This window comes from Lichenifustis flavocetrariae, from assembly GCF_026130545.1.
Taxonomy (GTDB): Bacteria; Pseudomonadota; Alphaproteobacteria; order Rhizobiales; family Beijerinckiaceae; genus Lichenihabitans; species Lichenihabitans flavocetrariae.
Genome location: NZ_JAMOIM010000011.1, coordinates 194,817 through 208,316, shown reverse-complemented (window position 1 = coordinate 208,316; position 13,500 = coordinate 194,817). Strand labels below are relative to the sequence as shown.

At 62.9% G+C, this 13,500-nt stretch carries 13 protein-coding genes; 1 reads left to right on the top strand and 12 read right to left on the bottom strand.

Translation table 11 applies throughout. From position 1 onward, the window contains the following. Positions 1 to 142 precede the first annotated feature (142 nt). The 12 genes from M8523_RS17725 to M8523_RS17670 form a co-directional block, all read right to left on the bottom strand. Complete coding sequence (locus M8523_RS17725) at positions 143 to 844, bottom strand: hypothetical protein (RefSeq protein WP_282586220.1); 702 nt, start codon at positions 842 to 844, stop codon at positions 143 to 145. 541 nt (positions 845 to 1,385) lie between these two features. After that, positions 1,386 to 4,406: a type I restriction endonuclease subunit R gene (locus M8523_RS17720; RefSeq protein WP_282586219.1), complete on the bottom strand. Its 3,021-nt coding sequence runs from the start codon at positions 4,404 to 4,406 to the stop codon at positions 1,386 to 1,388. Then, positions 4,403 to 4,957 (bottom strand): hypothetical protein, encoded by a 555-nt coding sequence (locus M8523_RS17715; protein ID WP_282586218.1) that lies wholly within the window; start codon positions 4,955 to 4,957, stop codon positions 4,403 to 4,405. The genes M8523_RS17720 and M8523_RS17715 overlap by 4 nt, the downstream gene beginning before the upstream one ends. Beyond that, positions 4,954 to 5,283, bottom strand: a complete 330-nt coding sequence (locus tag M8523_RS17710; RefSeq protein ID WP_282586217.1) for a DUF5615 family PIN-like protein — start codon at positions 5,281 to 5,283, stop codon at positions 4,954 to 4,956. The genes M8523_RS17715 and M8523_RS17710 overlap by 4 nt, the downstream gene beginning before the upstream one ends. Further along, a complete protein-coding gene (locus M8523_RS17705; RefSeq protein WP_282586216.1) occupies positions 5,283 to 5,507 on the bottom strand; it encodes a DUF433 domain-containing protein in 225 nt (74 codons plus the stop codon). Before M8523_RS17705 ends, M8523_RS17710 begins: the two co-directional genes overlap by 1 nt. 70 nt (positions 5,508 to 5,577) lie before the next feature. Beyond that, positions 5,578 to 6,993: a restriction endonuclease subunit S gene (locus M8523_RS17700; protein WP_282586215.1), complete on the bottom strand. Its 1,416-nt coding sequence runs from the start codon at positions 6,991 to 6,993 to the stop codon at positions 5,578 to 5,580. Further along, positions 6,990 to 8,972: a type I restriction-modification system subunit M gene (locus tag M8523_RS17695; protein WP_282586214.1), complete on the bottom strand. Its 1,983-nt coding sequence runs from the start codon at positions 8,970 to 8,972 to the stop codon at positions 6,990 to 6,992. The genes M8523_RS17700 and M8523_RS17695 overlap by 4 nt, the downstream gene beginning before the upstream one ends. Beyond that, positions 8,969 to 9,193 (bottom strand): type II toxin-antitoxin system Phd/YefM family antitoxin, encoded by a 225-nt coding sequence (locus M8523_RS17690; RefSeq protein WP_282586213.1) that lies wholly within the window; start codon positions 9,191 to 9,193, stop codon positions 8,969 to 8,971. Before M8523_RS17690 ends, M8523_RS17695 begins: the two co-directional genes overlap by 4 nt. Positions 9,194 to 9,469: 276 nt before the next feature. Continuing rightward, complete coding sequence (locus tag M8523_RS17685; protein ID WP_282586212.1) at positions 9,470 to 10,012, bottom strand: hypothetical protein; 543 nt, start codon at positions 10,010 to 10,012, stop codon at positions 9,470 to 9,472. Beyond that, on the bottom strand, positions 10,009 to 10,329 hold the full coding sequence (locus tag M8523_RS17680) for a hypothetical protein (RefSeq protein WP_282586211.1): 321 nt from the start codon (positions 10,327 to 10,329) through the stop codon (positions 10,009 to 10,011). Before M8523_RS17680 ends, M8523_RS17685 begins: the two co-directional genes overlap by 4 nt. Positions 10,330 to 10,355: 26 nt before the next feature. After that, positions 10,356 to 10,982, bottom strand: a complete 627-nt coding sequence (locus M8523_RS17675; protein WP_282586210.1) for a 3TM-type holin — start codon at positions 10,980 to 10,982, stop codon at positions 10,356 to 10,358. A 1-nt stretch (position 10,983) separates the two neighbouring features. Beyond that, entirely contained in the window at positions 10,984 to 11,769 is a 786-nt protein-coding gene (locus M8523_RS17670; RefSeq protein ID WP_282586209.1) for a glycosyl hydrolase 108 family protein, read from the bottom strand. Between the two features lie 310 nt (positions 11,770 to 12,079). Between M8523_RS17670 and M8523_RS17665 the strand changes: the two genes are divergently transcribed. Then, the gene (locus tag M8523_RS17665; protein ID WP_282586208.1) at positions 12,080 to 13,465 is read left to right on the top strand and encodes a hypothetical protein; all 1,386 of its coding nucleotides are present in this window, start codon (positions 12,080 to 12,082) and stop codon (positions 13,463 to 13,465) included. The last annotated feature ends 35 nt before the right edge of the window (positions 13,466 to 13,500 follow it).

Genomic DNA, 13,500 nt, shown 5'->3' with positions numbered 1-13,500 from the left:
GGAGCCGAGTGCCCGAATTGGGCCCGCTCGGATCTGTGCGGGGGGCGCTCAGCAATGAGCGTCCCTACCGCGATCGCCGAGAACATCAGACGCAAACCGAAGGACGCGGCCAAGCGACTCGTCGGCCCTCCGGTTACCGAGCTTAATGGCCAAAGCGTCGAGACGCGCTTTGATGGCCTCGCCGAGAGGTGCATCCTCTTCGCCTGACGGCTCGGGGGGTGTCGGAGGGATTCTTGTCTGGCGCCAGTTCCGCATCATGGCTGTTCGCGGCGGAACCGTGCTTCATTTCAGATGGCTGCAACCCGAAGCGCACGAGGACTGAACCCCGATCGCCGTAGAGTAGGCCGGTCGACCCGTCCTCGAATAAGACCTCGGCCTCGTCAGCACCCCATATGTTTTTGAACGAGGCGATATCCGTGTCGTTGTCGATTTCAGTTTGCTTCCGCATCCGAGCGAGCTTGTCTGGCGTCAGGGCGGCGACCTGATGCGGCTGTTGCGAGCAGACGATGTCGCGGAGCGCCTGGGGCAATTGATCGGCCGGCGCGCGGGCCTCGACAATCTTTGGGTCTTTTCCTGAACGGCGAGCCCGGCTGATCCGCTCGTTGCGCTCGGCAAACCGACGCCAGTGATCCCAAAAGTCTGGGGAGTGGACGCCGATCGGATGCTCGATGGCCTGAACGGACCCGACGAAGCGCTGGACCACTCTTTCGAGCCCCTCCCACACCACGATCTGGTCCTCGGTATAAGGAGGCGCCTGATGGAGCGCATTGACCATCTGGCCGAGAAGCTCGACCGTCCGGGCGCGATGATCGGGGCAAACCCGGAACTGTGTGATGATGGACATGACCGACACCATTCGCCGCAACGCCACGGGGTAAGCGGCGATCCGCAGCGCGAATTTGAGATGCCGATGAGAGTCGCCGGGATCCCGACACGGGTCAAATCGGATCTGAAACCAGTACCGGCCGTCCCGCCGGGTGAGAAAGCTCGCTCTTGCCATGCCCGCGCCCAACGCTGGACGGTGGCCCTTGAAGGTGGCCCAACGATCGTTGCGCCGCGTTCCGCGGCCTACCGGCGTACAGCTAACGGCATGATTTCAAAGACGTATTTTAGGGGAAAAGCGAATGGTAGCGGAGGTCCGCTACATCGCATCCCCCCACTCTGAGCAGGGTTTCTTCGTCTTCAGCGTCGCCGCCTGAAAGGAGCCCAGCTAACTTGGCTTTGGTGAGTGGCGCTATCGTCCATCGGGTAACCCGCTTCACCGAGGCTCCTCCGCCCAATTTGTTGAGTTTACCTGTGCGCCAGTGGCTGCCGTTGGCATCCTGTCGGAGAGCTGCCAATTGGAGCTGCGCCTATCATGATCGTTCGGCCACCAGCTCAAACACTCATGGAACGGTGGGCGTTGGACGATCATATGTTGCTGAGAAAACGGTATCAGCCAACCACCGCTTGAACTCTGGGTTGTCGCTGAACTGTTTGAACAGTTCCGTGTCGTCCTTCATCAACCCGACAATGACGCTCCCAAGGGCTTTGTCGTGCTCAATGCGAGCATTCTGCTTGTCGGAATTCTGCTTCGCGTTTTGGTAGGCGGCGTTTGCGGCCACCTTGTTGGGGATCTCGGTCGCGATCAGTTGCCGGATGCGATCGCCGTCTTCCCACGTGATATTCCCGAACAGGTCGTTGAACCCTCGGATGATATTGGAGAGCCGGTCGAGTTCCAGATCTGCTTTGTGTCCGCCGCCGTCGGTCGGAACGGGATCGATCTCGACATCCTGATCCGTCAGTTGAACGCGCTGCACCGCTTGCTTCTCGACGCGGTAGCTATCCATGTCGATCGCTTCGAGAATGCCCTTCGACAGGTCTTCCTCGCGCGGCGCCGGCAGCTTCGGCACAAGGAAGTTCAGGAATATTGAAAGCTTTTCCCATTCCGAGTTCGTGAAAGGCAGGATGGCCGCGATAAATGCGTATGTCCTGGCAAAGGCCTTGGACTTGCCCTTGAAATCCACCTGTCCATCTTCGTCCAGGTCCGAATTATAAATTGCCACGCACGCATCCAAAATGGGGTCCAGCCGATCCCTATCGGCGCCCCCCAGATAGAGATCGACAAGCTGGTCCACCTCGGTCCTCTGGTACACCTCATATTCATCCAGCGCCGCCTTGAGGTCGTGCAGCCGGTTCGGGTCGGTTTCGTCGCTGAGAATGGTCGTGCGATAGAATGTGTCGAACGACGCGCGGATCGTCTCGCTATCGTTCATGAAGTCCAGCACGAAGGCGTCGTGCTTTTGCGGATGCGCCCGGTTCAGCCGCGACAGCGTTTGTACCGCCTTGATGCCCGAGAGCGACTTGTCAACGTACATCGTGTGCAACAGAGGCTGATCATAGCCGGTCTGGAACTTGTCGGCACAGATTAGCAACCGATATGGATCCTTCTCGATCTGATCGACGATATCCTTCGACGGGAAGCCGTTCAGGCTGGCTTCCGTGACCTTGGCACCGCCGAATTCATGCTCGCCCGAGAAAGCGACAATCGCACGGTATGGGCTTTTGCGTTCGATGAGGTAGGAGCTGGCAGCCTGGAAATATTGTACGGCGCGCTCGATGCCGGAGGTTACCACCATCGCACGCGCCTGGCCGCCGATCTTGTTCAGTGCAAGCACCTGCTCGTGAAAATGATCCACCATGATCTCGGCCTTGAGGCGGATCGCATGATCGTTGCTCTCGACATAGCGGCGCAGCTTCTTTGTGGCGCGCTTGGTGTCGAACTCCGGATCGGCCTCGACCGTCTTCACCAGCCGATAGTAGCTGTTGACCGGCGTGTAATAGCGCAGCACGTCGAGGATGAAGCCCTCTTGGATCGCCTGCTTCATCGTATAACTGTGAAACGGCCGATGCTTGACCGCGCCGCCTTCGGAGACGGCTTCGCCGAACACTTCCAGAGTCTTGTTCTTCGGTGTTGCCGTGAAGGCAAAATAGCTCGCGTTCGGGAGCATCTTCCGGCTCTCCATGATCGCGTTGATCTTGTCCTCGATCGTCTCGTCCTCGTCACCATCGTCTGACCCGGTCAGGGCGGCGTTCAGCGCAGCGGCGGCCTTGCCGCCCTGGCTGGAATGCGCCTCGTCGATAACGATCGCGAAGCGGCGATCCCGGTGCAGCGCGCCGATATCGTCGAGGATGAAAGGGAATTTCTGAACCGTCGTGATGATGATCTTCTTGCCGTCGGCGATGAAGCGCCGCAGGTCGCCGGAATGCTCGGCGTGGCCGACGGTCGCGCCGACCTGCGCGAACTGTTTGATGGTGTCGCGAATCTGCTGATCGAGAAGGCGCCGGTCGGTGACCACGATCACCGAGTCGAACACCTGACCGCTGTCACTGGCGAGCCGCACCAGCTGGTGCGCCAGCCAGGCGATCGAGTTCGACTTGCCCGATCCCGCCGAATGCTGGATCAGCACGCGCCGCCCCGCGCCCTTCGACCGGGCGTCGGCGAGAAGCTTGCGGACGACATCGAGCTGATGGAAACGCGGGAACAGTTGGTCGCGCTTCACGCGGCCGGTTTTCGGGTCGCGCCGCTCAACGATCTGGGCGTAGTTCTCGATGATGTCGGTCAGGCCGAGCGGCGTCAGGATATCCTGCCAGAGATAATCCGTCTTCAGCCCGCCGGGGTTTGGCGGATTGCCCGCGCCGTCGTTGTAGCCCTTGTTGAACGGCAGGAACCAAGACGCCTTGCCCTTGAGGTGGGTGCAGAACATCGCCTGCGCGTCATCCACCGCGAAGTGCACCATGCAGCGGCCGAATTCGAACAGCTTCTCGCGTGGATCGCGATCGCGCTTGTATTGCTCGACAGCGTCTTCGACGGTCTGCTTGGTTAGACTGTTCTTGAGCTCGAACGTCGCCACCGGCAGGCCGTTGATGAAAAGCGCCAGATCGAGGGCGTGGGCAGTGTCGTCCCGGCTATAACGAACCTGGCGGGTGACGGAGAAGCGGTTCAGCGCGAAGCGTTCGGCGGCCTTGGCGTTGCCCGGCGACGGTGTGCCGTAAAACAGATCGACATCGTGCTGACCGTGCTTGACACCATGTCGCAGCACATCGATGACGCCGCGCTTGCCGATCTCACCTTGCAGTCGCGCCAGGAGTTTCTGGCGCGTCGGGCTGTCGTTGTCGAGATCAAGCGCCGCCAGCAGGGGCGGCTGGGTCGCGGCGACGAACGCGCGCAACTGGACAAGATCGACGGTCCATGCCCGGTCATAAGCCTTCGGATCGCCGAGCAGCCAGTTGTGCAGGCCGACGAACGGCTCCGGCTCCTCGGAGAATCCGCCGCCGGCCGGCGCGCCAAAGTCCTCGATACGCCGCCCCGTCATATCGGCGACGATGAGGGCTTCCAGGCCCTTCTCCGAGGTGTCGGTTTTCATGCCGCCGCCAGCCACCCGTTCGCCCGAAGGGTCTCAAAGGCGATGCTGATCTGACGCGGCGAGAAGCGCTTCTTGCGCTCGTTCCAGGCATAGACTTTCGCCGCCGCGTCGTCGGCATCGATCGCGTTCTCGCGCGTCGCGACCCAATGGACGGTGGCCAGCAATTCAAGCCCGAACGGCGTCTCGAACCCCTCGACCAGCTTGCCCACCCGATCGAACCGGCTGACCGTCTCCCGCTTGTCGTTCAGGAACGCCTCAGCGCCGGGGACAAGCTCGATCTGCTTGTCCGGCGCATCGCCGCCATCGGCATAGCCCGACACGAGATGCCCTTCGACCGCATGCAGCACATGCCGGAGATTCTCGGCGTAGGGGCCATAGGGGGCCTTGGTGTATTTCAGCCGCACCGGCTCGCCGGCTTCCTGAATGAAATACATCAACTTGTGTATTTCCAGCAGCGTGACGAACGGGTCCATCAGTCCGCCGAGATAGCGATGGATCAGCAGCACAAGGCTGGCCTTGCCAGCATCCATCGGCGCGCCATCCGCCATCATGTTACCTCGATCAGCGTTTCGCCGCGCAGCAGCGCCGCTAGAACATCCGGCAGCACCGTCTCGAACCAGGCGAGCAGCTCTTGCCGCCGTGTGTTGGGCAGCCTGATCCAGACCACAACCGGCCCGTTATCCGCCAGCACCTTCCGCTGCACGAAATCCTCGTCCTTGGTGACGATCGCCGAGGACGACACCAGGGCGTGATCCCAGATCGCGGCGTCGGACGCCGCCTGCATCCCGAGGTCGCCGACATGCGCCGCCTCATGCCCCTGGGCGGCGAGCCAGCGGGCCAGGGCGGGTGGCAATTGTGCGTCGACCAGGAAGCGCATCAGGCCACGCGCAGCACGGGATGGTCGCTCTGCCGCGCGGCGTATTCCAGGGCGGCCGTGATGTCGCCTTCCTCCAACAGCGGATAATCCGCCAGGATTTCCGCGCGGTCGGCGCCGGCGGCCAGCAGGTCCAGCACGTCGCGCACACGGATGCGCAAGCCGCGCAGGCAGGGCCGCCCGCCGCACTGGCTGGGATCGACCGTGATCCGATGGGTTTCGCTCATTGCCTGTCTCCTAATCGGGACATCGTTGCGGTTTTGGTCAGCATAGCGGTGGCGGCCAGAACGGGCATGGTCAGGCGGCGACCTCCTCGTTCTCTGCGTCGTTGGGGACTTCGTCGAGGTCATCGACCTCGGCCAGATCGTCAGCGGGTTCAATCTCGGTGACTTCGGGCAGGCTAGCCGCGGCGGCGCAGACATCCAGCTTGCCGGTGACGACATCGGCGATCAGGCGCGTGCGAAATTCCTGAATTAGGGCGATTTCGCGTTGAGCAATGTCAATCGCTTTGCTTGCAATTGCCGTCTCATTGTCAATATGAGCAACGATCCTACGCTGGCTTTGAGCGTCTGGAACCGCCAGAACCGCAGCGCCGAGTTCTTCAGCGTTCAAATGTGGCTGCGCGGCGCGCATGCTGGCCGGGATAAGCTGATCAATTTGCACGTGTGGGGCAAGAAGGACTGCAGCAAGGAACTCGGGCAAGACACGCGTCGCCGTTACGACGATATCATAACCTGCAACGGAGCCTTCATAGTCGGCGGGTATGATTGCGGAGTCAGCTGTATAGGCTCCGCTGCGTACCACGATGATTTCACCAGTCTTTAAAAATGCGCCGCGAGACTTAGGAACCGCATCAGGGTCCACATAGACCAAGTGCTTTGCGAGAATTCGACCGTGATCTACGTTGGTTGCTCTAATTAAAGGCAAGCCTCCTACCTTCTCAGCGGGCGGCTGTCCGAGCCCGTAGCGAATGCGTGAAACCTGCTTCAGCCGCTTCACCTCCCACCCCTCGGGCACATCGCCGAGCCAGGGAATGCCGGAGGGTTTGAGTTTGGGGTTCGGGTCGAGGCCACAGGTGACGGCGCGGTGGATGATCGCCTGCTTCTGCTCGTTCAGCAGCGCGATGATCTTCTTCTTGGCGCGGACCAGCTTCGCCGTCTGCGCACCATGCCAATCCAGAAACCGCACGATCAACCGCTGCTCGTCAAGCGGCGGATACGAAACGGGGATCGGGCCAAATCTGTCCGTGTAGAGCCTCAGGAACCCAGATTCGCCAGTACCCAAGCCTTTAGATTCAGCACGAAATACCGCCGCGAGCGATGGCAACTTGAACGTTTCGAGCAGATATCTGTTGTATGAGTTATCCGCTGGCTGGAAAACCGCATAGTCCGGGCTCACGAGCCCGCAAACGTCGGCAAGCCCAAACAGGCCATATGCTGCTCGCATTCGGTTCATAACAATCTGACCGGGCTCGATGACTTTGAAGCCAACCAGCGCGTCAGGCGGAATAGGCTTTCCGCCTGAATCATGATGGTCGACGAGCCCTCGACGCATCCGTAGCGATAGCAGGCGCTCCTCCCCCGATTTTGTGCGATGATCGATTTCCTTCAGCAGAGTCTTGATGCGCCGAACGTCCCAATGCGCTGGCACGTCGCCAAGCCACTGAACTCCGGTCGACTTCATCTCGGGATAGGGTCGCAGCCCGTCGATCATCGCGCCGCCCCGATGATATCCGCCATCAGGCCTTCGGTTTCGCGCTCCAGCGCCAGAATATCGGCGCGGATGGCTTCCAGCGGACGCAAAGGCTGCGGATTGTAGAAATAACGCGTGAAGCTGATCTCGTAGCCGATCGTGGCCTTGGCCTCGTCGATCCAGGCGTCCGGCGCGTGCGGCAGCACCTCACGGCGAATGAAAGCCTCGATCCCGCCGGCTTCTTTCAAAGGCACCGTCTCGGTATCGCGCAGATCGCTGTCCGGCTCATATTCCACGACGCAGCGTTTGCCGTCGATCGTCACCGGGAACAGGCCACGCAGCGGATCGGCCGTCACTTTGCCGGGCTTATGAATGCGGCGGATGACCGGCGCGCCGTCCTCGGCGATGCGGCCCTCCTCCTTCAAGGCCTTGATCTCTTTCGGCGCATAGGCCCGCGTCGCGTCTATGCCGGTGGCGCGCAAGGGCCGCTCGACCGTCACCTTCGAATAGCCGAACTCGGCGTTGTCGAAGAGGCGCGACTGCTCCGTCTCCGCGAAGGCGAGGAACGTCTCGACGATGCGCTCGATATCGGCCTCGGCGAGTTCGCAGTTCTTCTTGCCGAGGTTCTTGCGCAGCGGCCGGAACCACGGCGTCGCGTCGATCAGTTGCACGCGGCCCCGCCGATAACCCGGCTTGCGGTTGCTCAGCACCCAGACATAGGTGGCAATGCCGGTGTTGTAGAACATGTTCAGCGGCAGCGCGACGATGGCTTCCAGCCAGTCGTTCTCGATGATCCAGCGGCGCACGTTGCTCTCGCCGCTGCCGGCATCGCCGGTGAACAGCGAGGAGCCGTTGTGCACCTCGGCGATGCGGCTCCCGAGCGGCGTGTTGTGCTTCATCTTGGACAGCATGTTTGCCAGGAACAGCATCTGTCCGTCGCTCGACCGCGTGACGAGGCTATATTCGGCGTCGCCCGCGTGCTCGATCACGAACCGCGGATCTCGCATGCCGGCCTTGCCGCCCATGCGTTCCTGGTCGCTCTTCCAGCTTTTGCCGTAGGGCGGATTGGACAGCATGAAATCGAATTCGCGCGACGGAAACGCGTCGTTTGCCAGCGTCGACCATTCCGGCCCGCCGACAATGTTGTCAGCCTCCTCGCCCTCGCCCTTCAGCAGCAGATCGGCCTTGGCGATGGCGTAGGTCTCGCCGTTGATCTCCTGCCCGAACAGATGGGTAGAGACCTGCTTGCCGTGCTGCTCGGCGAGGTCGCTCAGCGTTTCCTCGGCCACCGTCAGCATGCCGCCCGTGCCGCAGGCGCCGTCATAAAGCAGATATGTGCCGGAGGTGATTTGATCGGCGATGGGCACGAAGATCAGCTTCGCCATCAGCTTCACGGCGTCACGCGGCGTCCAATGTTCGCCGGCTTCCTCGTTGTTCGCCTCGTTGAAGCGGCGCACGAGTTCCTCGAAAATCGTGCCCATGGCGTGGTTGTCGAGGCCCGGATACTTCACCGAACCGTCGCCGTTCAGCACCGGCTTGGGGCCGAGATTGATCGAGCTATCGAGGAATTTCTCGATCAGTGTGCCCAGAACGTCGGCCTTGGACAGCTTCGGGAACTGATTGCGGAACTCGAAATTGTCGAGGATCTCCTGCACGTTCGGCGAGAAGCCATCGAGATAGGCTTCGAAGTCAGCCTTCAACTGGGCCTGCGACGCGCGGTTGCGGAGATCGCGCAGATTAAAGCGCGAGGTGTTGTAGAACGCCTGTCCGGCCGCCTGGCGCAGAGCGGCATCCTGGTTGGTGATGCTCGCCTTGTCGAGGCTGTGTTTCATGGACAACACGGCCGCTTTGGTAGGTTCGAGCACCGCATCGAGGCGGCGCAGAACCATCATCGGCAGGATCACGTCACGATATTTGCCGCGCACATAGAGGTCGCGGAGCGCATCATCGGCGATGCCCCAGATGAAGTTCGTGATCCAGTTGAGATCGCCATTGCTCATGCTTGTTTCGATGTTCCGCGGTCGTCGATGCGCCTGGGGCCGGCGCCATCGGACTGCATCGGCGTCGCGTCGGCGCTGCCGTGCAACCGATCGTACTCCTCCACAGAGATGACCATCACCACGCCGCGCCCGTGCTTTTCGATCAGCACCGGCTCCGCACGCGCAGTGTCGATCATCAGGCCGAAAGCGTTCTTCGCCTCCCGCGCCGACATGGTTTTCATGGTCGAATCCCCGTGGCGATCACTGGAGCCATTTGGGGCGAAATGGCTCTTTTAGGCAAGCCTCAGTTTCAGCATGCTTCAAGACGCCCGCTTATCGGGTTTTGGCGTAGTTCGGAGCGGTGGCGAAACTGAACAGGTTTGCAAAGGTACCGGAGAGCGCGATGCTGAGCGTAACGGCCCGAAAGTGGACCTCCTAAGGGTATGTCGCCACGAATCATCCGGACCCTCTTGGTCCGCGGCCAGTTTAGAGATTAACGCACCGCGAGATCGCGGCGACTAGCGCCGATGCGGCTCGTCGATCAAAAAGCCGACGTCGTCGAGCACCATCACCACGGGATAGACCGCCTGCAGATAGTTGCCGGGACACTCGAAGGACAAGGTGACGCGCAGCCGGCCCGGACCTGGCGCGGCATTGATCGGCGTCGGCCATGCGCGCACCATCGTGTCGGCGCCGGGATTGCCGGCGGCGTCGACTTGCACCGGACCAAACCGGTGCACCTCCTGCAATCCGTCGAAGATCGCCCAAGACACATCCGTCTGGCAGGTTCGGGAGCGGCGCAGGTCGTACTCGACCCGGACGGGATCGCCGGCCGCGACAGTGGCGTTCACTAGCCGCGCCGACCGGATCGTGACGGGCGGGGTGCGGTCGATGACTTGAGAGAAGAGCCACGCCAACGCGCCGATCATCGCAAGCCAGTAGAGCAGATTGCACACCTGCATCACCGACGCGACCTTGCGGCCCGGTCCGACCATGATGGCGAAGGCGCGGGCGTAGAACTGCTCGTCGGCCGTGGGCTGATCGAAAAGGTTGGGCTTCATGGGTGTGGCACCCCGCCCTTGACGATGACCAAGCCGAGCACGGCGACGATGACTGCGCCGATGATGAGTTTAATGACCCAGTTTTGCGCGTCCTGGACCTTGCGCACCTTGTCGTCGACGACGGCCAGATCGACCTTCGTCGCATAGGTCGTTTTCAACTCTTGCGTGAAGGTATCGAACTTCGCCCCCAGGTTATCGATGCGATTGCCGAGGTTCTTGTCGATCCCGTACACCCGCTCGCCCAGGATGCCGACCTGCACGCGTAGCTCGGTCGCGGATGCCGATGCCGACTCGCCTGTCTTGTGTTCGTCCGTCACAGCGCCTCCGGAGCATGAAAGAGCAGCTAGCGCGCAGGGCGCTTGGGCAGAGCCAGCGGCGCGGCCTCGGGTGCTTTTAGGGGCGACGTGCCCTTCGCCTTGTCGAAGGACCGCATTGCGCCCAGGCCGAGCAGTGCCGTGAGCAACGCGAGCAAGGCTGTCGTGTCGGGCGGCGCCGGCAGGGTGCGACCGCAGAGCGCCGCCACCCACGCCGCTGTCGGGATCACGACCGTGTCGAGGCCGAGCGCCGTCACGCAAATCCAGGCAGCCGCGGGACGCCAGCCGCGAACGAACATCGACTGGCTCTGCGCGTCGATCGCGAGCAAGGCCGTCTGCTGCCCCTGGGCACCGAGCGTGAAATCCTGCACCTGTTTCGCCGATTGCAGCAGGTAGGAATGGTCTTCCTGGACGGTCGCGAGCTTATCCTTCGCGGCCTCCGGGTCTGCCACGATCGCGTCGGCCGCCTGCTGCGGCGTCGCATCCTCGCCGAGCCCGAGCGCCCGGTTGATCATCGGCACGAGAATGCCGAGGGCCGGGCCGACCACGAAGCCGGCCGGCCCAAAGGCGGCCGCGAGCACGGTCGAGAGCACCGGCAGGCCCGCCGTCTCAAGCGCGTTGATCAGGGGTTTGAAGCTCTGGAAATCGAGGTCCATGTCAGGCGTCCTTTGCGGCGGTTTGAGCGAGGGCGGAATAGGCGTCGGCACGGGCTTGCGCGTGCGCTCGACGCCAGAGCAGCACGGCGATCGCGACCGCGAGCACCACGCCGGCGATCCCGAGAGCGACGAGGGAGATGTGCAGAGCGGGTGTCGGCGCGACCTGTGTCGCAGTGCCGGCGGCACCCCACGCCATGGCGGTCTGCACGGTGCGGGTCTGCGCCTTGGCCTTGTCGGCCGCGACCTTCGCATGCGTCTGCAGTTGAGCGGCGACGCCCGGCGTCGGCGCGGCCGCGGGCGGCGTTCCGATCCGGGCATTGAGCGCCATCTTGACGCCGGCGGCTTCGATCGCGGCGACACGACGCGTCCAGCCTTTTTCGAAGGCCGCCTTGCGCAAGCCATGCAGGAACGACAGGCGGGCTGCGCAGACGGCCTTCACGGCCGCGGCCCCGTCTGCCATGCCGGCGACCGCCTTGAGCGCCTTGAGCGCCCGCGCCGGGCCGGAATTCACGCCGTAATCGAAGCCGGCGAGGTCGACGCCGTCCGGCAGCCCGTCGCCGCCGACCTTCGCCCAGAACCCCGTGCGATAGATGGCGTCGCGCTCGGCCGCCGTCATGGCGTAGACGCTGCGCACCGGGGCATGGCAGCCCTTGCACCACGCGTCATAGGTCGCTTGCGTCACGCCCTGGTTGGTGCGGCCGCCGGGATCGCGAGGATCGTCGACGCGGCCGCCTTCCCATTTCAGGGTCTCGGTCAGCACGGGCGCGGGGTAGTTTCGTTCGGCCATGACGATGCAATCCCTCTGGACGCGGGTTGAGGAAGCGGGTCTTTGGACGGGTGGCGGGAGTATGACCGCCGATTTCGTCGGCGATCAGGACGCGCTAGATTGCGCGAATGATGATTCTCTTCAGCGTGCGCATGCCCGGCGGAACCGAGCTCGGCTGGCTCCACGCGCTACACCGCGGGAGCGCCGAAGCCTTCGCGACTGACCAGCTGTCGGACCAGCGCTCCGCGACATGTTGCCGACAGTTCAGCCGACCGGTAACAGTGTTCTCACCGATAAGGCGTATCGTACGGCTTTACCGCAGGAGGACCCGGTGAGCTTACCCGAGCCGCGACGGCGACACCTTGGTGGAATCCGCAAAGATGCGATTCTGGACAGCCTTGCGGAACATGCCAACGTCGCGCAGTTCGCGAGCTTCGCCCCCACACACGGAGGTCCCGTCCAACAATATTGTCGCGTCCTCGGGCTCGCGCCCAACCACGCCTTTGCGTCCGATGCGGACGCCGTCGAGAGATTGCTCGCCAACAGCGCGGACGGCAAGGTCAACGTCCGCAGCTTTTCGCCCGAGTCCGCGCAGAGTAGGCCATTTGTCTACGGGCTCGCTCGCGTGGATGAAGCACTCGACGCCCTTCGATCTCTCTCGGCGCAAGGTCTGCATACCATCGTCAACGAGCTGATCGACGTCCACGACGGTGGCGTATCGGGCGTTGCGCTCGGCGGTCTTATTGAGTTCACGCCCGATGATACGCCCCGCGGCGTCGAGAAGCCCGGCACCGCCGCGCTTCCCGTCACATGGGCCGAGCACGTCCTTACGGCCGTTTACGGCTTCGCGCCGGAACTCAATAATGATCTTTCCGGGCGAGTCGAGTTCAGCATCCATCCACGGCGGTGTGGATGGCGAGGCGGGCATACGCTGCTTTGGGAGCACGACCCCGCCGACCAGACGCGCTTGACCCACGAGGTCGCCTGGCCAAACAACTTTAGCCGAATGCTCGGCGACAAAGTCTATGGGCTGCTCGTCGCAGACGCTGCGGGACTCCGCGTGCCGCGAACGCTCGTGGTCAACAGGCGCGTCGCGCCGTTCTCGTTTGGCCAGCCCACCGGCAGCGCCGAGACGTGGCTGCGCACCAGTCCGCGCGAGCAGTTGCCGGGCAAGTACACGACGCTCAGGGGTTACGCCGATCCCTTCGCGTTTATGGCGTCAGAGGATCCGGACGGCACCGCTATCCCCTCCCTTATCTCGCAGTCGGCCGTTCCCGCCGTCTACGCGGGAGCCGCGCTCGAGCTTGCCGACGGGAGCTGCTGCCTCGAGGGCAGGCGTGGCGAGGGCGATCTTTTCATGCTGGGCGTGCAGGGTCCAGAGGTCTTACCGGACGAAGTGGAGGGGGCTGTCACAGCGTTGTTTCGGCAAGCACGATCCGCGTTGGGCAGCGTGCGCTTAGAATGGGTGTTCGACGGCCATAAATCTTGGGTGGTGCAGCTCCACAGAGGGGCGAGCGCGTCCTCCCGGGACGCCATCGTTCCGGGCGAGGCCGCCGATTGGATCGACTTCGAGAGTTCCCAAGGATTGGAGGCGCTTCGCTCGCTCCTCGCGCGCCTGCCACGGGATACAGGCATACGCATCCGCGGTGCCGTCGGTCTCACCAGCCACGTCTCGGATCTCCTCCGTAAGGCTAGCATTCCGGCGCGGTTCGCCTAACGGCAGGCGTCGGTGGCCATACGGCCGGTCCGGCC